Annotated in this window: 20 protein-coding genes; 5 read left to right on the forward strand and 15 right to left on the reverse strand. The window is 68.9% G+C overall.

The window, feature by feature from the left end:
- Positions 1-20 precede the first annotated feature (20 nt).
- Positions 21-770 carry an ABC transporter permease gene (locus tag OG912_RS08230; protein ID WP_327708800.1) on the forward strand — a complete coding sequence of 250 codons (750 nt, stop codon included), beginning with the start codon at positions 21-23 and terminating at the stop codon, positions 768-770.
- Between the two features lie 13 nt (positions 771-783).
- Positions 784-1356, forward strand: a complete 573-nt coding sequence (locus tag OG912_RS08235) for a cob(I)yrinic acid a,c-diamide adenosyltransferase (protein WP_326738798.1) — start codon at positions 784-786, stop codon at positions 1354-1356.
- 54 nt (positions 1357-1410) lie between these two features.
- On the opposite strand, the gene OG912_RS08240 is transcribed toward OG912_RS08235, so the two are convergent.
- Positions 1411-1986 (reverse strand): hypothetical protein, encoded by a 576-nt coding sequence (locus OG912_RS08240; RefSeq protein WP_327708801.1) that lies wholly within the window; start codon positions 1984-1986, stop codon positions 1411-1413.
- A 152-nt stretch (positions 1987-2138) separates the two neighbouring features.
- On the opposite strand from OG912_RS08240, the gene OG912_RS08245 reads away from it, so the two are divergent.
- From OG912_RS08245 to OG912_RS08255, 3 genes are all read left to right on the forward strand, one after another.
- Complete coding sequence (locus tag OG912_RS08245) at positions 2139-3353, forward strand: sensor histidine kinase (RefSeq protein WP_327708802.1); 1215 nt, start codon at positions 2139-2141, stop codon at positions 3351-3353.
- Positions 3350-4000: a response regulator transcription factor gene (locus tag OG912_RS08250; protein ID WP_326738795.1), complete on the forward strand. Its 651-nt coding sequence runs from the start codon at positions 3350-3352 to the stop codon at positions 3998-4000. The genes OG912_RS08245 and OG912_RS08250 overlap by 4 nt, the downstream gene beginning before the upstream one ends.
- 178 nt (positions 4001-4178) lie before the next feature.
- Complete coding sequence (locus OG912_RS08255; protein WP_327708803.1) at positions 4179-6050, forward strand: glycoside hydrolase family 18 chitinase; 1872 nt, start codon at positions 4179-4181, stop codon at positions 6048-6050.
- A 101-nt stretch (positions 6051-6151) separates the two neighbouring features.
- Here OG912_RS08255 and OG912_RS08260 read toward each other — a convergent pair whose 3' ends face one another.
- The 14 genes from OG912_RS08260 to OG912_RS08325 all read right to left on the reverse strand — a co-directional run bounded on the left by OG912_RS08260 (position 6152) and on the right by OG912_RS08325 (position 18981).
- Positions 6152-6598, reverse strand: coding sequence for a DUF2550 domain-containing protein (locus OG912_RS08260; RefSeq protein ID WP_326740774.1), 447 nt, complete (start codon positions 6596-6598; stop codon positions 6152-6154).
- 140 nt (positions 6599-6738) lie between these two features.
- The gene (locus tag OG912_RS08265) at positions 6739-7113 is read right to left on the reverse strand and encodes a F0F1 ATP synthase subunit epsilon (RefSeq protein WP_148020742.1); all 375 of its coding nucleotides are present in this window, start codon (positions 7111-7113) and stop codon (positions 6739-6741) included.
- A 109-nt stretch (positions 7114-7222) separates the two neighbouring features.
- A complete protein-coding gene (atpD, locus tag OG912_RS08270) occupies positions 7223-8665 on the reverse strand; it encodes a F0F1 ATP synthase subunit beta (protein ID WP_326738793.1) in 1443 nt (480 codons plus the stop codon).
- Positions 8665-9582, reverse strand: coding sequence for a F0F1 ATP synthase subunit gamma (locus tag OG912_RS08275; RefSeq protein WP_326738792.1), 918 nt, complete (start codon positions 9580-9582; stop codon positions 8665-8667). The genes atpD and OG912_RS08275 overlap by 1 nt, the downstream gene beginning before the upstream one ends.
- Positions 9583-9585: 3 nt before the next feature.
- Entirely contained in the window at positions 9586-11157 is a 1572-nt protein-coding gene (atpA, locus tag OG912_RS08280; RefSeq protein ID WP_326738791.1) for a F0F1 ATP synthase subunit alpha, read from the reverse strand.
- Positions 11158-11297: 140 nt separating this feature from the next.
- Entirely contained in the window at positions 11298-12113 is an 816-nt protein-coding gene (locus OG912_RS08285) for a F0F1 ATP synthase subunit delta (RefSeq protein WP_327708804.1), read from the reverse strand.
- Entirely contained in the window at positions 12110-12655 is a 546-nt protein-coding gene (locus OG912_RS08290) for a F0F1 ATP synthase subunit B (RefSeq protein WP_327708805.1), read from the reverse strand. Before OG912_RS08290 ends, OG912_RS08285 begins: the two co-directional genes overlap by 4 nt.
- A 37-nt stretch (positions 12656-12692) precedes the next feature.
- Positions 12693-12941 carry an ATP synthase F0 subunit C gene (atpE, locus tag OG912_RS08295; protein ID WP_018102636.1) on the reverse strand — a complete coding sequence of 83 codons (249 nt, stop codon included), beginning with the start codon at positions 12939-12941 and terminating at the stop codon, positions 12693-12695.
- 67 nt (positions 12942-13008) lie between these two features.
- Complete coding sequence (gene atpB, locus OG912_RS08300) at positions 13009-13830, reverse strand: F0F1 ATP synthase subunit A (RefSeq protein WP_148020738.1); 822 nt, start codon at positions 13828-13830, stop codon at positions 13009-13011.
- A 226-nt stretch (positions 13831-14056) separates the two neighbouring features.
- Positions 14057-14494, reverse strand: coding sequence for a hypothetical protein (locus OG912_RS08305; protein WP_327708806.1), 438 nt, complete (start codon positions 14492-14494; stop codon positions 14057-14059).
- A 259-nt stretch (positions 14495-14753) separates the two neighbouring features.
- The gene (locus OG912_RS08310) at positions 14754-16139 is read right to left on the reverse strand and encodes an MraY family glycosyltransferase (protein WP_327708807.1); all 1386 of its coding nucleotides are present in this window, start codon (positions 16137-16139) and stop codon (positions 14754-14756) included.
- A gap of 116 nt (positions 16140-16255) precedes the next feature.
- The gene (gene glyA / locus OG912_RS08315) at positions 16256-17515 is read right to left on the reverse strand and encodes a serine hydroxymethyltransferase (RefSeq protein WP_327708808.1); all 1260 of its coding nucleotides are present in this window, start codon (positions 17513-17515) and stop codon (positions 16256-16258) included.
- A gap of 180 nt (positions 17516-17695) precedes the next feature.
- Positions 17696-18337, reverse strand: a complete 642-nt coding sequence (locus OG912_RS08320) for an arsenate reductase/protein-tyrosine-phosphatase family protein (RefSeq protein WP_327708809.1) — start codon at positions 18335-18337, stop codon at positions 17696-17698.
- Entirely contained in the window at positions 18334-18981 is a 648-nt protein-coding gene (locus OG912_RS08325; protein ID WP_326738783.1) for an L-threonylcarbamoyladenylate synthase, read from the reverse strand. The genes OG912_RS08320 and OG912_RS08325 overlap by 4 nt, the downstream gene beginning before the upstream one ends.
- Between the last annotated feature and the right edge of the window lie 30 nt (positions 18982-19011).

A 19011-nucleotide genomic window follows, 5' to 3' on the forward strand; every position in this document is an offset into this window, starting at 1 on the left:
CGACCCCTCAGAGGATTCCCATGCTTCTCCACGACACCGCGCTCGTCTTCGGGCGGTACGCCCGGCAGACCCTGCGCTCCAGGTTCCAGATCCTCTTCGGCATCCTCATGCCGCTGCTGTACCTGCTCTTCTTCGGCCCGCTGCTCACCGGCCTGCCGCTCGGTCCTGACGGTGACTCCTGGCAGGTGCTGGTCCCCGGACTGCTGCTCCAGCTCGGCCTGTTCGGCGCCTCGTTCGCCGGATTCGCCGTCATCATCGACAAGTCGACCGGCGTCATGGAGCGGATGCGGGTCACCCCGGTCAGCCGGACGGCGCTGCTCCTGGGCCGGGCCCTGCGCGATGCGCTGCTGTTCATGTTCCAGGCGGTGCTGCTGGTGCTCGTCGCCGTACTCATGGGACTGCGCGCGCCGCTGCCCGGCGTGCTGATCGGCTTCGCGTTCGTCGGCCTGCTGACGGTCTCGCTGGCCTCGCTCTCGTACGCCCTGGCCATGAAGGTCGGCACACCGCAGGAGTTCGGGCCGGTGATCAACTCGCTCACCATGCCGGCCATGCTGCTCTCCGGCCTGATGCTGCCGATGACGCTGGGCCCCCGATGGCTGGACGTGCTGTCGCACTTCACGCCGCTGCGCTACCTGGTGGACGCGGTGCGGGACGCGTACGTGGGCTCGTACGCCACCACGCACATGCTCTACGGGGTGCTGGTCTCCCTCGGTTTCACGGCACTCGCCGTGACAGTGGGCACACGCGTCTTCAGAAGGGCAGGGGCCTAACTAGGCTGACCGCATGGTCAACCTGACACGTATCTACACCCGCACCGGCGACCAGGGCACCACCGCCCTCGGCGACATGAGCCGGACCGCCAAGACCGATCTGCGGATCTCCGCCTACGCCGACGCCAACGAGGCCAACGCGGTCCTCGGTACGGCGATCGCGCTCGGGCAGCTGAGCGAGGACGTCGTGAAGGTCCTCGTCCGCGTGCAGAACGACCTGTTCGACGTGGGCGCGGACCTGTCGACGCCGGTCGTCGAGGAGCCGAAGTACCCGCCGCTGCGGGTCGAGCAGTTCTACGTCGACAAGCTGGAGGCGGACTGCGACCACTTCCTGGAGCAGGTGGAGAAGCTCCGCAGCTTCATCCTGCCGGGCGGCACCCCGGGTGCCGCGCTGCTGCACCAGGCCTGCACGGTGGTCCGGCGCGCGGAGCGGTCCACCTGGGCGGCGCTGGAGGTGCACGGCGAGGTCATGAACCCGCTGACGGCGACCTACCTCAACCGGCTCTCGGACCTGCTGTTCATCCTCGCCAGGGTGGCGAACAAGGAGGTCGGCGACGTGCTGTGGGTGCCGGGCGGCGAACGGTAGACAAGACCGTCCCCGCCGGCACCGTCAAGCCCGTCCGGCGATCGAGGACAAGCCTCACCCGGGCGGGCCCGACACCCGCTTCGCCTCCCGCTCCCGCCCGGGGTCCCGCTTCGGGAACAGGCTGTAGCTCGCCGCGATCACCAGGTTGATGCCGATCACGAAGAGCATCGTCTGCTGCCACGACCGCAGCGACGCCGTGTCCCCGTCTCCCCCGACGTACCAGACCGCCGCCTGCAACAGGGCCAGCGCCGTCACCGCGGCCACCGTCCACCGCCCGGCCACGCGCCACTCGTGCGCGGCCCGCGCCATCCCGTACTTCGGCGGCCTCACCGGCGGCGGACCACCGGCGAACCGGTGCGCGACCCGGGCGTCGACCCACTTGATCGTGGAGTGCCCGAGCCCGACCGTGAAGCCGATGTAGACCGCGGCCAGCCCGTGTTTCCAGTCCGGATCGGCGCCGTTCTTCAGGTCGACGGCCGTCACCACCAGCAGGACGACCTCCAGCAGCGGCTCGCACAGCAGCACGGCGGCTCCGAGGCGCGGCTTCCCGGCGGCGTAGCGCAGCGTGAGTCCGGCGGCCAACAACACCCAGAAGGCGATCTCGCAGAGAACGATCAGTGTGACGATCACGGTCCGATTCCTTTCGCTCCCTTCCAGCCTCGCGGCACCATCGCCCCGGATCATCGGCCCCGGTGACGAAAGACCACTGCATCCTTCGATGTAGTGGCGGCTCGCTCCCGGTACGGACGCGCTGCCGCGGGCCGGACGTGTTGGATGGGAGCGTGTTCTCACCGGCCCGCTGTCGCCACCTGCCCCGTCCCCACCGCAGCGACGTCCTCATCGCGGTCGTCGGGCTGCTCGGCGGGGCGGTCCTGTCCCTGCTCGGTCTGCACATGCAGAACGGCCGCCTCTTCGATGCGCCCTGGCTCGCGCTCATCCCGCTCACCGTGATGTCGGGGGTGGAGCTGCTGCGTCGTGGCGCACCACGGACGGCGCTGGTCATCGGCACGCTGGCGCTGGTCGCGGACCAGTTCACACGCGGGAACCTGGCGACGGTGCTGATGTTCACCGACGTCATGTACGCGGCCGTGCTGTACGGAACCCCGGCGGCGGCCCGCCGGATCCCGGTGACCACCTTCCTGATCACGGTCGGGGTCACGATCGGTTTCCTGGCGTGGTTCCGCGACGCCGAGGCCCTGCTCGTCGGCATCGTCACGGGACTCGTCTCCTTCGTCCCCGCGCTCACCGGGGTCAGCGTCCGCAACCACCGCGACGCCGCGGAGACCGCCCGGCTGCGCGCCGATCAGACCGCTCTGCTGGCCGAGATGGACCGCGCGCAGGCGGTGACCGCCGAACGCGCCCGGATGGCACGCGAACTGCACGACATGGTCGCCAACCACCTCTCCGCCATCGCCATCCACTCCACCGCCGCGCTCTCCATCAACGATCCGGCGACCTCCCACAACGCCCTCGGGGTCATCCGCGAGAACAGCGTCGACGGTCTGGCCGAAATGCGCCGTCTGATCGGGCTGTTGCGCACCGGCGCCGCGGACCTGGAGCCGAGCAGCTCGCCGACCCTCGGCTCGCTGGACAGCCTCATCGAGCAGCACCGTACGAACGCCGCCTCCAGCGGGCTGACCTGCACCGTGGACGACGCCCGCACCGACCCCGGCCGGCTGCCGGCCCCGGTCGAGCTGGCCGCGTACCGCATCGTCCAGGAGTCCCTCACGAACGCCCTCAAGCACGCCGCGCCCGGCCCGGTCACGGTGCGGCTGGGGCAGACGAAGGAGCGGCTGACGGTGGAGGTGGGCAGCGTCCTCGGGGACCGGCCGGGGCCGCGCGCCCCGGGTTCGGGGGCCGGTCTGATCGGGATGCGGGAGCGGGTCGCGCTGCTCGACGGGGAGTTCGAGGCGGGCCCCGTGCCCGTCGGGAACGGGACGAAGATCTGGCGTGTACGGGCTGAACTGCCCGTCGGGGAAGGGAAGATGAAGCCATGACGATCCGGGTTCTGGTCGCCGAGGACCAGTCGGCCGTACGGGCGGGGCTCGTGCTCATCCTGGGCAGCGCACCGGACATCGAGGTCGTCGGGGAGGCCGGTGACGGCGAGGAGGCCGTCCGGCTGGCCCGCGAACTGCGCCCGGATCTGGTGCTGATGGACATCCAGATGCCCCGGCTGGACGGGGTGTCCGCGACGAAGCAGGTGGTCGCGGAGCGGCTGGCGGACGTGCTGGTGCTGACGACGTTCGACCTGGACGAGTACGTGTTCGGCGCGCTGCGGGCCGGGGCGTCGGGCTTTCTGCTGAAGGACACCGAGGCGCGCGGGCTGCTCGACGCGGTGCGCACGGTGGCGCGCGGCGAGGGGCTGATCGCTCCGTCGGTGACGCGCCGGCTGATCGCGGAGTTCGCCGGGACCGCGCCGCCCCGGCCGTCGGGGGGTGCCGGCACGACGGCCCTGGACGCGCTCACCCGGCGCGAGCGCGAGGTGCTCGGCTGCCTCGGGGAGGGCCTGTCGAACGCGGAGATCGCGGTGCGGCTCTCGATGGCCGAGGCGACGGTAAAGACGCACGTCAGCCGGTTGCTGGGGAAGCTGGAGCTGCGCAGCCGGGTCCAGGCGGCGGTGCTGGCACAGGAGTTGGGCGTCTGAGGTTTATCCGCGCCACACTCCGAACTTTGGTCTGGACCTCTTGACGATTGGTCCAGACCTTCCTAATCTCACCGAGCACACTGCGGTGAGCCCGCCATGACAAGGCGAGCTCAGGGCGGCGCAGGGTTTGCAGTCCACGGACCACCCCGTTTGTCCGGACCTCACCCGAGGAGCACCGTTGAGCACTGACACCCCCCGCCGGACCCGATTCAGACTCGGGGCCGGAAAAGCCACCAGATCCAGAGCCGTCGCGGGCCTCACCGCACTGCTCCTTCCGCTCGCCGCGATGGTCGGCATGGCCTCCCCGGCCGAAGCCGCGACCTCGGCGACCGCCACGTACCTCAAGAAGTCCGACTGGGGCAGCGGCTTCGAGGGCCAGTGGACGGTGAAGAACACCGGCACCACCGCCCTCAGCTCCTGGACCATCGAGTGGGACTTCCCCTCAGGCACCGCCGCCGGCTCCGCCTGGGACGCCACCGTCACCAGCTCCGGCACCCACTGGACCGCCAAGAACCTCGGCTGGAACGGCTCGGTCGCACCGGGCGCCAGCGTCTCCTTCGGCTTCAACGGCACCGGCTCCGGCTCCCCCACCGGCTGCAAGCTGAACGGCGCCTCCTGCGACGGCGGCAGCGTCCCCGGCGACAACGCCCCCTCGGCGCCGGGCACCCCCACCGCGAGCGCCATCACGGACACCTCGGCGAAGCTGAGCTGGAGCGCGGCCACCGACGACAACGGCATCAAGAACTACGACGTCCTGCGGGACGGCGCGGTCGTCGCCACGGTCACCGGCACCACGTACACGAACACCGGCCTCGCCGCGGGCACCGACTACTCGTACACCGTGCGGGCCAGGGACACCGCCGACCAGACCGGTCCGGCCAGCGGCGCGGTCAAGGTGCACACCACCGGCGGCGGCGGCACCGACCCGGGCACCGGCTCCAAGGTCAACCTCGGCTACTTCGCCGAGTGGGGCGTCTACGGCCGGAACTACCACGTCAAGAACCTGGACACCTCCGGTTCGGCCGCGAAGATCACGCACATCAACTACGCCTTCGGCAACGTCCAGAACGGCAAGTGCACCATCGGTGACTCCTATGCCGACTACGACAAGGCCTACACGGCCGACCAGTCGGTCGACGGCGTCGCCGACACCTGGGACCAGCCCCTGCGCGGCAGCTTCAACCAGCTGCGCAAGCTCAAGGCGAAGTACCCGCACATCAAGGTCCTGTGGTCCTTCGGCGGCTGGACCTGGTCCGGCGGCTTCGGCCAGGCCGCACAGAACCCGGCCGCGTTCGCCCAGTCCTGCTACGACCTGGTCGAGGACCCCCGTTGGGCCGATGTCTTCGACGGCATCGACATCGACTGGGAGTACCCCAACGCCTGCGGTCTCACCTGTGACACCAGCGGCCCGGCCTCGCTGAAGGCCCTCACGTCCGCACTGCGCACCAAGTTCGGCAGCAGCAACCTGGTGACCGCGGCCATCACGGCCGACGGCTCCGAGGGCGGCAAGATCGACCTCGCGGACTACGCGGGCGCCGCACAGTCGCTGAACTGGTACAACGTGATGACGTACGACTTCTTCGGCGCCTGGGACGCGAAGGGCCCGACCGCCCCGCACTCCCCGCTCACCTCGTACAGCGGTATCCCGAAGGCCGGGTTCACCGCCACCGAGGCCATCGCCAAGCTGAAGGCCCAGGGCGTCCCCGCCTCGAAGCTGCTGCTGGGCATCGGCTTCTACGGCCGCGGCTGGACCGGCGTCACCCAGGACGCACCCGGCGGCACCGCCACCGGCGCCGCTCCCGGCACCTACGAGGCGGGCATCGAGGACTACAAGGTCCTCAAGAACAGCTGCCCCACCACCGGCACCGTCGCCGGTACGGCGTACGCGCACTGCGGCACCAACTGGTGGAGCTACGACACCCCGGCCACCATCGCGTCCAAAATGACCTGGGCGAAGAACCAGGGTCTGGGAGGCGCGTTCTTCTGGGAGTTCAGCGGGGACACCAGCAACGGTGAACTCGTGAGCGCGATGAACAGCGGTCTGAAGTAGTCCCCACCGCACGGCTCATCGCGTAACCCCCGAAAAGCACCGGGGAGACAGGTCCGCCCCCTGTCTCCCCGGTTTTTCGTCTCTGTTGTACGCGCCCGGCCTCAGGCCACGTTCACCCTCTGACCGGGCGGCGCCGCCTCAAGCCAGGCGAGGAATCCGGTCAGGGCGTCCTCGCTCATCGCCAGCTCCAGGCGGGTCTCCCGGTGGAGACAGCCGAGCACGACGGCGTCCGAAAGCAGTGCGAGCTCCTCCTCGCCCTCGGGCAGCCGGCGGGCGACCACCTCGATCGAGGAGCGCTCCAGCACCCGGCGCGGGCGCGGGGAGTAGCTGAAGACCCGGAACCAGTTCACCTTGTCGCCGCTGTACCGGGCGACTCCGTACACCCAGCCCTTGCCCGAGAGATCCGGCTCCACCGGAACATCCCAGCGCAGGCTGCAGTCGAAGGTCCCGCCGGAGCGCTGAATCAGCCGCCGGCGCAGACCGAAGACGAAGAGCCCCACCAGGACCAGTGCGACGACGAGCCCGCCCACCCACAGCGCGAGGACCATCTCCACCGACCTCCTCGCGTCATCGAGTAAACGGATACCGCCCGAACTTCACCTGCACCTGCATCGCCTCAGCCGCGACACGGTCTGGAGGGGTCTCCAGCTCGGGCCGCGGCTGAGGGTAAAGCCGTTTCGCGGGGTGACTAGTGCACCGCCACCGCACGCAGTCGCACATCGGCGCGGCGCTCAGCAGCGCTGTCCGTGTCCGACTTCGCACGTTCGAACGCACGCTCCGCGCGCTCGACATCGATCTCGTCCGCCAGCTCGGCAATCTCCGCCAGCAGCGAGAGCTTGTCGTCGGCGAAGGAGATGAAACCGCCGTGCACAGCGGCGACGACAGTGCCGCCTTCGCTCGTACGGATCGTCACCGGGCCCGATTCCAGCACACCCAGAAGCGGCTGGTGACCGGGCATGACGCCGATGTCGCCGGACGTGGTACGTGCGACAACGAGGGTGGCCTCGCCGGACCAGACACTGCGGTCCGCGGCGACCAGCTCGACATGCAGCTCAGCAGCCAAGGGTGGCTCCTCGGGTCACCACCCGGCGGTCATGCCGGGTGTTGGGTCAATTCTACGGGGCGTGGTGAGGGGGGCGGGACACACCCACCCCCCTCGGTGAGCCGGAGGCTCAGGAGACGCCGAGCTCCTTGGCGTTGGCCTTCAGGTCCTCGATGCCACCGCACATGAAGAACGCCTGCTCGGGGAAGTGGTCGTACTCCCCGTCGCAGATCGCGTTGAACGCGGCGATCGACTCGTCGAGCGGAACGTCCGAACCGTCCAGGCCGGTGAACTGCTTGGCGGCGTGGGTGTTCTGCGACAGGAAGCGCTCGACGCGACGGGCACGGTGGACAACGAGCTTGTCCTCCTCGCCCAGCTCGTCGATACCGAGGATCGCGATGATGTCCTGGAGGTCCTTGTACTTCTGCAGGATCCCCTTGACGCGGCTGGCCGTGTCGTAGTGGTCCTGCGCGATGTAACGCGGGTCCAGGATGCGGGACGTGGAGTCCAGCGGGTCCACGGCCGGGTAGATGCCCTTCTCGGAGATCGGACGGGAAAGAACCGTCGTCGCGTCGAGGTGGGCGAACGTGGTGGCCGGGGCCGGGTCGGTCAGGTCGTCCGCGGGGACGTAGATCGCCTGCATCGAGGTGATCGAGTGACCACGCGTCGAGGTGATGCGCTCCTGGAGCACACCCATCTCGTCGGCCAGGGTCGGCTGGTAACCCACTGCGGACGGCATACGGCCGAGCAGCGTGGAGACCTCGGAACCGGCCTGCGTGAAGCGGAAGATGTTGTCGATGAAGAGCAGCACGTCCTGCTTCTGCACATCGCGGAAGTACTCCGCCATGGTCAGGGCGGACAGGGCCACGCGAAGACGCGTGCCCGGCGGCTCGTCCATCTGGCCGAAGACCAGCGCGGTCTTCTCCAGAACGCCCGAGTCCGTCATCTCGTCGATGAGGTCGTTGCCCTCACGGGTGCGCTCACCGACGCCGGCGAACACCGACACACCGTCGTGCAGCTTCGCCACACGCATGATCATTTCCTGGATGAGGACCGTCTTGCCGACGCCCGCACCACCGAACAGACCGATCTTGCCGCCCTTGACGTACGGGGTCAGCAGGTCGACGACCTTCAGGCCGGTCTCGAACATCTCGGTCTTCGACTCGAGCTGGTCGAAGGCCGGGGCCTTGCGGTGGATCGGCCAGCGCTCGGTGATCTGAGCTTCGGCCTCCGGCTCGTTCAGGATCTGACCGAGGGTGTTGAACACCTTGCCCTTGGTGATGTCACCGACCGGCACCATGATGCCCTTGCCGGTGTCGGTCACCGGGGCCTGGCGGACCAGACCGTCGGTGGGCTGCATCGAGATCGCGCGGACCACGCCGTCACCCAGGTGCTGGGCGACTTCGAGGGTCAGCGTCTTACGAGCGCCGGCCTCGGCCGGGTCGTCGACCTCGACGTGCAGGGCGTTGTAGATCTCCGGCATCGCGTCGACGGGGAACTCCACGTCGACGACCGGGCCGATGACCCGGGCGACGCGGCCCGTGGCAGCGGCCGTCTCAACTGTCGTCGTCATTACTTGTCACTCCCCGCGGACGCGTCGGCCAGCGCACCTGCACCGCCGACGATCTCGCTGATTTCCTGGGTGATTTCGGCCTGGCGGGCCGCGTTGGCAAGCCGGGAGAGGCTCTTGATCAGGTCCCCGGCATTGTCGGTCGCCGACTTCATCGCGCGGCGGCGGGCGGCGTGCTCGGAAGCGGCAGCCTGCAGCAGTGCGTTGTAGATGCGGCTCTCGACGTAGCGCGGCAGAAGGGCGTCGAGGACGTCCTCCGCCGACGGCTCGAAGTCGAACAGCGGAAGGATCTCGTCCTTCGTGCCGTTCTCCTCCGCGACCTCGTCGAGCGAGAGCGGCAGCATCCGGCCGTCGACCGCGTTCTGCGTCATCATCGACACGAACTCGGTGTAGACGATGTGCAGCTCGTCGACGCCGCCCTCGGCCGTGTCCTTCTGGATGGACTCGATCAGGGGCGCCGCGATCTTCTTGGCGTCCGCGTACTCCGGGCTGTCGGTGAAGCCGGTCCACGACTCCGCGACCTTGCGCTCGCGGAACCCGTAGTAGGCGACACCCTTACGGCCGACGATGTACGTGTCGACCTCCTTGCCCTCGGCCGCCAGCCGCTCCCGCAGCCGCTCCGCAGCCTTGATGGCGTTGGAGGAGTAGCCGCCGGCCAGACCGCGGTCGCTCGTGAGGAGCAGGACCGCGGCCCGCACCGGGGCGTCGGCCTCGGTGGTGAGCGGGTGCTTGGTGTTGGAGCCGGTGGCCACCGCGGTCACCGCACGGGTGAGCTCGGTGGCGTACGGCATCGACGCCGTCACCTTGCGCTGCGCCTTGACGATGCGCGAGGCGGCGATCATCTCCATCGCCTTGGTGATCTTCTTGGTCGCGGTGACGGCTTGGATGCGGCGCTTGTAAACGCGAAGCTGAGCGCCCATCGATCAGCCCTCGCCCAGGAGCTTGCCGTCCGAGGTCTCGAACTGCTGCTTGAAGGCGGCGATCGCGTCGGCGATCGACTGCAGCGTGTCGTCGGACATCTTGCCGCCCTCGGCGATGCTGGTCAGGAGGTCCTTGCGCTCACGGCGCAGGTACTCCAGCAGCTCGGCCTCGAAGCGACGGATGTCCTCGACCGGGACGTCGTCCATCTTGCCCGTGGTGCCGGCCCAGACGGAGACGACCTGCTCCTCCATCGGGAACGGGGCGTACTGCGCCTGCTTCAGCAGCTCGACCATGCGCTTACCGCGCTCCAGCGACGCCTTGGAGGCCGCGTCCAGGTCGGAACCGAAGGCGGCGAACGCCTCCAGCTCGCGGTACTGGGCGAGGTCCACGCGCAGTCGGCCGGAAACCTGCTTCATGGCCTTGTGCTGGGCGGAGCCACCGACTCGGGAGACCGAGATACCGACGTTGAGCGCCGGACGCTGACCCGCGTTGAACAGGTCGGACTCCAGGAAGCACTGGCCGTCGGTGATGGAGATGACGTTGGTCGGGATGAACGCCGACACGTCGTTCGCCTTGGTCTCGACGATCGGGAGGCCCGTCATCGAACCGGCGCCCATCTCGTCGGAGAGCTTGGCGCAGCGCTCCAGCAGACGCGAGTGCAGGTAGAAGACGTCGCCCGGGTAGGCCTCACGGCCCGGCGGACGGCGCAGCAGAAGCGACACGGCGCGGTAGGCGTCGGCCTGCTTCGAAAGGTCATCGAAGATGATCAGAACGTGCTTGCCGGCGTACATCCAGTGCTGGCCGATGGCCGAACCGGTGTAGGGCGCCAGGTACTTGAAGCCGGCCGGGTCGGACGCCGGGGCGGCGACGATGGTCGTGTACTCGAGCGCGCCGGCCTCTTCCAGGGCACCTCGCACGGAGGCGATGGTGGAGCCCTTCTGACCGATGGCGACGTAGATGCAGCGCACCTGCTTGTTCACGTCGCCCGAGCGCCAGTTGTCGCGCTGGTTGATGATCGTGTCGACGGCCAGCGCGGTCTTACCCGTCTGACGGTCGCCGATGATCAGCTGACGCTGGCCGCGGCCGATCGGCACCATGGCGTCGACGGCCTTGTAGCCGGTCTGCATCGGCTCGTGCACCGACTTGCGGACCATGACGCCAGGGGCCTGCAGTTCGAGGGCGCGACGGCCTTCGGTCGCGATCTCGCCGAGACCGTCGATCGGGTTGCCGAGCGGGTCGACGACGCGGCCGAGGTAACCCTCGCCGACGCCGACGGAGAGCACCTCACCGGTGCGCTGCACCGGCTGGCCCTCCTCGATTCCGCTGAACTCGCCGAGGACGATCGCACCGATCTCGCGCTCTTCGAGGTTGAGGGCGAGACCGAGGGTTCCGTCCTCGAACTTCAGCAGTTCGTTCGCCATGGCGGAGGGCAGGCCCTCCACCTTTGCGATGCCGTCGCCGGCAACGCTGACCGTACCGACCTCCTCGCGCGAGGCCGCGTCCGGCTGGTACGACTGGACAAAGTTCTCCAGTGCGTCCCGGATCTCCTCCGGCCGGATCGTGAGCTCCGCCATCTGGGTTCCCTGCTCTCCTTGTTGGGCCCGAAGTTTCTTAAGGGGGTCTGGGGGCCGACCCCCAGGAATCTTCTGCAATTTCTGCACGGCCCAACCGGGCCGCTGGTCTTGCTCTGTTCTGTTTGGTACGCCGCGCGAGGTCAGCCGGCCATGCGACGGGTCGCCTCGTCGAGGCGCTCCGCGATGCTGCCGTTGATGACCTCGTCGCCGACCCGCACCACGATCCCGCCGAGGACCTCGGGGTCCACGTCGAGGCTCAGGTGCATCTGCCGGCCGTAGATCTTCGCCAGGGCGGCGCCGAGACGCTGCTTCTGCCGGTCACTGAGCGGCACGGCCGAGGTGACGACCGCCACCACGCGGTCCCGGCGGTCCGCGGCGAGCTTGGAGAGGGACTCGAGTCCCGCTTCCAGGCTACGTCCCCGGGGCTGGGTGACAAGCCGCACGACGATGCGCTCGGTGGTGGGCCGCGCCTTTCCGCCGAGCAGGCTGCGGAGCAGCTCGCCCTTGGCGGCGGGGGTCGCGGTCCGGCTGGTGAGCGCGGAGCGCAGCTCGGGGTCCGAGGCCACGATCCGGCCGAACCGGAACAGCTCGTCCTCGACGTCGTCGAGGTCTCCGCTGCGCTGGGCGGCGGTGAGGTCGGCGATGTTCGCCAGTTCCTCGACCGAGTCGACCAGGTCACGCGACTGCGACCAGCGCGAGCGGACCATGCCGGAGACCAGGTCGACGGCTTCGCCGCCCACCTGACCGCTCAGCAGCCGTCCGGCCAGCTCGGCCCTGGCCTCGCCGGCCTGCGCCGGGTCGGTCAGGACCCGGCGCAGCGACACCTCGCGGTGCAGCAGCGCCGTGACGCCGGCCAGGTCCTCGGCGAGCTTCGCCGCGTCGACCGACGTGTTGTCGGTCAGCGCGTCGAGACGCTCGCGTGCGGCAGCCAGTGCCTCGCGGCTCGCGCTGTTCATCGGACTGCCTCGGCCTTCGCCTCGAGCTCGTCGAGGAACCGGTCGACGGTGCCGCTCTGCCGGGCGTGGTCCTCAAGGGACTCGCCGACGAGCTTGCCGGCCAGGTCGGTGGCGAGCTTGCCCACGTCCTGACGCAGCGCGGACGCCGCGGCCTTGCGGTCGGCCTCGATCTGGGCGTGACCGGCAGCGACGATCTCCTCGCGCTGCCGCTGGCCTTCCGCCCTCATCTCCTGCAGGATCACGGCGCCCTGCTCCTGCGCGTCCTGGCGCATACGAGCGGCTTCGTGGCGGGCCTCGGCGAGCTGAGCCTTGTACTGCTCAAGAACGCTCTGGGCCTCGGTCTGGGCCGCATCGGCCTTTTCGATACCGCCTTCGATGGCCTCGCGGCGCTCTTCCAGAACCTTGTTGATGTTCGGGAGGAGCTTCTTGGCGAGGAAGCCGAAGACGATGACGAAAGCGATGAGGCCAATGACGAGCTCAGGGATCGGCGGGATGAGCGGGTTCTCCTGCTCCTCCGCCGCGAGCTGAACCAGGGGGTTCACGTCAGTGCCTTCCGTCGAATGGGCTGTTCGCGACCGGTCAGGAGGTCGGGTAGACGAACGGCATGACCAGACCGATCAGGGCGAGCGCCTCACAGAAGGCGAAGCCGAGAATCTGGTTGGCGCGGATGAGGCCGGCGGCCTCGGGCTGACGGGCCAGCGCCTGGGTGCCGTTACCGAAGATGATGCCGATGCCGACACCGGGGCCGATCGCGGCGAGGCCGTAACCGATCGAGCCGAGGTTGCCCTTGATTTCGACGCCGGCGGCGAGGGTCTGGAGAGCGGACATGCCGGTTCTTCCTTCTCTTTCAATGTCCGGTGGGGGTTGGCCACCGGGTGCTTCAGGAGGTGGGTGCTCAGTGGCCCTTGGCGAGAGCGCCCTGGACGTAGCTGCAGGCCAGCAGCACGAACACGTAGGCCTGGACAGCCTGGATGAAGAGCTCGAAGGCGGTCATCACGATGACCATCACGAACGACACGCCTGCGTAGGCGAAGCCGATGCCGTTGAGCAGGTACCAGCTGGCGATCGTGAAGAGCAGCAGGAGCGTGTGCCCCGCGAACATGTTCGCGAACAGTCGGACCGCGTGCGTGAACGGCCGGACCAGCAGGTTCGAGAAGAACTCGATGGTCATCGAGAGCGGCAGGACCCCGCCGAGGCTCTTGTCGTAGCCCGTGAAGTTCTTGAACGCTCCGACGAAACCGTGCTTCTTGAAGGTCAGGACGACCCACAGGATGTAGACGATCCCGGCGAGAGCCGCCGGATACGAAATGATCGCCGTCACGGGGAACTGGGCAACCGGAATGATGGACCAGAGGTTCATCATCCAGATGACGAAGAACAGGGAGACCATCAGCGGGACGTACTTCTCGCCGTCCTTCTTGCCGATCGTCTCGTAGACGATGCCGCGGCGGACGAAGTCGTATCCGGCCTCGGCCACCATCTGAAGCTTGCCGGGCACCAACTTCGGCTTACGGAAGGCGGCCCAGAAGAAGCCAACGATGATGACCGAGCCGAGCAGGGCCAGCAGCATCGTCTTGTTGAAGTACAAGTTGCTGTCCGCATCGCCCCAGAGGGGCTCGAACAGGAACGAGTGCAGGCCGGGTGCCGGGAAACCACAACCGTCGAAGATGTGGCAATCGGTCTCGAAGGCGAGCACCTGTGTCGGGTCAGCACTCACCGCGGGCTCCTTCAGCGTGGCGCATAGGTACGGCAACCTCGTTGTGTCGGCGCGGCGCGCAGCCGCGGTTCGGCACTGGACTGGTGTTTCGGATGTGTGAGCGGCAGTCAGGCATGTGAGCCTCGCGATTGTGCAGGCGTCAGCTCACATGCCCGCGCCCGCAGTGCCGCAGTTGGAACCGGACGATAGCAGGGTCGCGAACCTGCACTTATTCCGCCCCTACCCTTCACGCTGCGGACCCCGGCTTTTTGGGCTTTTCGTCCTTGTCGGACTCGGGTTCCACGTAAAGGATCTTGGCCTTCATGTGCGCACGCGCCTGTGCGCCGATCCACACGAGTGTCGTCACGACCAGAGTGATCGCGAAGGCCTTCGGGTTGAACAGCGAGGTGTTCTTGAATACGGCGACGAAGATGAACAGCAGCAGGAGTTGCGCCGTGTACAGCGCGAGACCCATCGCCTGGAACAGGTGGGGCATGGACCGGGCGGTCCGTTGCAGGACCACCAGTCCGATCCCCATGAAGAGGATGACCACGATCGTCGCAACGATCGCGCCCAGGGCTCCCTTGCCACCGGCGACGCCAGCGCTGATCGCTGCGGCGACTGCGCCGGCGACAGCGGTGGGTACGGCGGTCTGGAGGAGAGTCCGGACGTCGTTGGACGGCATGGCGGCAGCTCCGCTTGCTGGGGGTGGGCAGTGTGTCGTCATGGACGAGCGTAGGCCCGGTCCGAGTCGATGCCTCGGGACCAAGGGACCGTGCTACTCAGGTCCTTCGGCTCTGTCACCGGGTTCGTGAACGGTATCACAAACTATTTGATGAGGTCTTTACCTAGAAAGTGTGCTTGCTGTCACACGTGAGAGCTAATCAGCGCGTGTGAGCAAGACAACTCAATGACTTGTCTGGTATTGCCCCTTGATGACCGGATCAACGACGCGTCGAATCGGCCTTGCGCCGGTCCGCGAAGCGCGAACGGTGGCCGATCGCCGTCGCCCCGTTGGCGCCGGACACCCCCGCGGCGATCGGGGCCTGCGGGGCGGCCTCGTGCCCATTCTGCCCCATCTGATCGTCCAGGGGCTCCTGTTGGCCCTGCAGCCCTTGCGACAGCTCCGCCCCGGGGTCCGCCTCGCGGCGGCGCCGACGGTACCGAGGCGGTACGACGCGTTCCGCCCAGCGGGGGGCGCGCGGCGTGAACCGGGGCATCAGCAGCAGGATCAGTCCGAGCGCGCTCAGCCCCACGATCAGGAGCACGATCCACATCGACGTCGAGTGCACCGAGTAGCCGACCGCACCGAAGGCGATCAGCGCCGACCAGAAGTACATGATCAGCACCGACCGGCTGTGCGAATGGCCGATCTCCAGCAGCCGGTGGTGCAGATGGCCGCGGTCCGCGGCGAACGGCGACTGGCCGTTCCACGTACGCCGCACGATCGCCAGCACCAGGTCGGCGGCCGGGATCGCGATGATCGTCAGCGGCAGGAGCAGCGGGATGAAGACCGGCAGCATCGCGTGGGTCGCCTGCCGCTCGCTTCCCGCGAAGAGCTTCATCGCGTCCGGGTCGACCTGTCCGGTGACGGAGATCGCACCGGCGGCGAGGACCAGACCGATCAGCATCGACCCGGAGTCCCCCATGAAGATCCTCGCGGGATGCATGTTGTGCGGCAGGAAGCCGAGGCACATGCCCATGAGGATCGCGGTGAAGAGCGTCGCGGGGGCGGCCGCCTCGATCCCGTACCCGTACCAGAGACGGTAGGTGTAGAGGAAGAGCGCGGCCGCGGCGATGCACACCATGCCGGCCGCCAGGCCGTCCAGACCGTCGACGAAGTTGACCGCGTTGATGGTGATCACGACAAGCGCGACGGTCAGCAGCGTGCCCTGCCACTGGGTGAGCGGGACCGTGCCGACGCCCGGGATCGGCAGCCACAGGATCGTGAGGCCCTGGAGCACCATGACCGCCGCGGCGATCATCTGGCCGCCCAGCTTGATCAGGGCGTCGATCTCGAACTTGTCGTCCAGGACGCCGATCAGCCAGATCAGCGCCGCCCCGGAGAGCAGCGCCCGCGGTTCGTTGGAGAGCTCGAAGACGCCGTCGAGGTTGGACAGGTGATCGGCGACGATCAGTCCCGCACAGAGCCCGCCGAACATGGCGATGCCACCGAGCCTCGGTGTCGGTTCTCGGTGGACGTCACGTGCACGGATCGCGGGCATCGCCCCGACCGCGATGGCGAACTTACGCACCGGGCCGGTGAGCAGATACGTCACCGCGGCCGTGACACAGAGCGTCAGCAAGTAATCACGCACGGGCTGCCCCATAAATGTCGCCGGCCATCTCAGCCCACACCTTAACTAGGTCGGCCTCATGGTTGAGGACACAGAGCTCCCCGCGATGGTTGCACAGGCTGCCACCATTGCGGACATCAGATGTCATTTCACCCTGGGTACGGCGGATGCTGTGCCGCCATCTCCCGCACCTCCGCGAGGACATCGCCCTCCCCGCGCACCGCGGAACCCATCAGCACCGCGAGGCGGGCCATGTCGGTCGCGTCCATGCCCTGGGTGGTGACGGCCGCGGTGCCGAGCCTGATGCCCCGGGCGTCCCCGTACGGAAGCGCGCAGGTGTCCAGCACCAGACCGGCGGCGGCCAGCCGGGCGCGTGCGGTGGGCCCGTCCACGCCGAGGGGGGCCGGGTCCGCGACGATCAGGTGGGTGTCCGTGCCGCCCGTGGTGACGTCGAAGCCCTCGGCCTCCAGGCCGGCGGCCAGCACCCGGGCGTGCGCCACCACCTGGTGGGCGTACGCGGCGAAGGCCGGCGCGGCCGCCTCGCCGAACGCGACGGCCTTCGCCGCCACCGTGTGCATCTGGGCGCCGCCCTGCGTGAAGGGGAACACCGCCCGGTCGATCCGCTCCGCCAGCTCCGAACCGCAAAGGATCATGCCGCCGCGCGGACCCCGCAGCACCTTGTGCGTGGTGGCGCAGACCACGTCCGCGTACGGCACGGGACTCGGCGCCGCTCCCCCGGCGATCAGTCCCATCGGGTGCGCGGAGTCGGCGATGAGGTACGCGCCCACCTCGTCGCAGATCTCCCGGAACAGCTCGTGGTCGGGGTGGCGGGGGTAGGAGATCGAGCCGCTGACGATCGCCTTGGGCCGGTGCGTGCGGGCCAGGGTGCGGACCTGGTCGTAGTCGATCAGCCCGCTCTCGGAGTCCACCCCGTAGCCGATGAACTCGAACCAGCGGCCGGAGAAGTTGGCGGGCGAACCGTGCGTGAGATGGCCGCCGTACGGGAGTCCCATCGCCAGCACCGTGTCGCCGGGCCGCAGCAGCGCCGCGTACGCGGCGAGGACGGCCGAGGATCCGGAGTGGGGCTGCACATTGGCGTGCTCGGCGCCGAAGAGCGCGGTGGCGCGGCGGATCGCGATGCGTTCGGCGGCGTCCGCCTGCTCGCAGCCGCCGTGGTGGCGGGCGCCGGGGTATCCCTCGGCGTACTTGTTGGCGAGCGGGGAGCCGAGGGCGGCCAGGACCGCGGGCGAGGTGAAGTTCTCCGCCGCGGTCAGCTGGAGGGTCTCGGACTGCCGGTGGAGCTCCCCCACCAGCACGTCGGCGATCTCCGGGTCCTCCCGGAGCAGGGCGTCGAAGTCCTGCGGGAGGGCGGCGACGGCGGAGGGGGCGGCAGCGGTGGTGACCGGCATCGAGGGCTCCGGGCCTGGGGAGGGGAACGCCTGGGGAGGGGGCGTCAGCTCCAATGTAGGCCCGTGGTGGGTCTGCTGCCCGCTGTCGCGGGCCGTGGCGCACCCGTCCGGGCCGGCCGGGCGCGGTCCTCCCTGTACGGCCGTCAGCGCGACGCGGACGGCCCCTCGGGCGTCAGCCGTTCAGTGCGGTGCCGATACGCCCGTCAGCGCGGTGACGACCGGGTCCAGGGCCTGGTTGATCTCGTCGCCGATGGACCGGAAGAACGTGATGGGGGCGCCGTACGGGTCGTAGACCTCGTCGGCCTCCGCGGTCGGGGCCAGCAGCCAGCCGCGCAGTGCCGCGGCGGCGCGGACCAGGGCGCGGGCGCGCTCGACCACGCCCTCGTCGCTCGCGTCGGGCAATGTGGCGGGGTCTATCGCCCGGACCAGCCGGGTGAACTCCTTGAGCGTGAAGGTCCGCAGTCCGGCCGAGTGACCCATCGAGATCACCTGGGCCCGGTGGTCGCGGGTGGCGGTGAGCACCAGGTCGGCACGGATCACGTGCTCGTCCAGCAGTTCGCGGCCCACGAACCCGGTGGCGTCGGCGCCGAAGTCGGCGAGCACCACCTCGGCGTTGGCCTCCATCGGGGCACCCTCGTGCCCCCAGGTGCCCGCGCTCTCCACGATCAGACCGCCCAGGAACGGGTCGCCCAGGCGGTCCACGAGGGCATGCCGGGTCAGCCGCTCGGTGATCGGTGAGCGGCAGACGTTGCCGGTGCTGACGTGGAGGATGCGGAAGGTGTCGGTCTGCCCCGCTATGCCACGCCCCTCAGGGGCGGTCAATTGGCCACCTCAAGGTCGGGTACCACCTTGCGCAGCTCCTCCGCGGAGAGCGCACCGGCGCGCAGCAGGACCGGCACCTTGCCGGTGACGTCGACGATCGAGGACGGGACGATGCCCGGGGTCGGGCCGCCGTCGAGGTACACGGACACGGAGTCGCCGAGCATCTCCTGGGCGGCGTCGCAGTCCTCGGGCGACGGGTGTCCGGTGAGGTTGGCGCTGGAGACGGCCATCGGGCCGACCTCGGTGAGCAGTTCGATGGCGACCGGGTGCAGCGGCATCCGGATGGCGACGGTGCCGCGGGTGTCGCCGAGGTCCCACTGGAGCGACGGCTGGTGCTTGGCGACGAGCGTGAGCGCGCCCGGCCAGAAGGCGTCGACCAGCTCCCAGGCCTGCTCCGAGAAGTCGGTGACCAGGCCGTGCAGGGTGTTCGGCGAGCCGATGAGGACGGGCGTCGGCATGTTGCGGCCGCGGCCCTTGGCCTCCAGGAGGTCGACGACGCCCTCGGAACTGAAGGCGTCCGCACCGATCCCGTACACGGTGTCGGTGGGCAGCACGACCAGTTCGCCGCGGCGGACGGCGGACGCGGCCTCGCGCAGACCCGTCATACGGTCCGTGGCGTCGTTGCAGTCGTATCGCCGTGCCATCAGCCGGCCTCCTCAAGCATGTACGGGTAG

The sequence above is a fragment of the Streptomyces sp. NBC_00464 genome (assembly GCF_036013915.1).
Classification (GTDB): Bacteria; Actinomycetota; Actinomycetes; order Streptomycetales; family Streptomycetaceae; genus Streptomyces.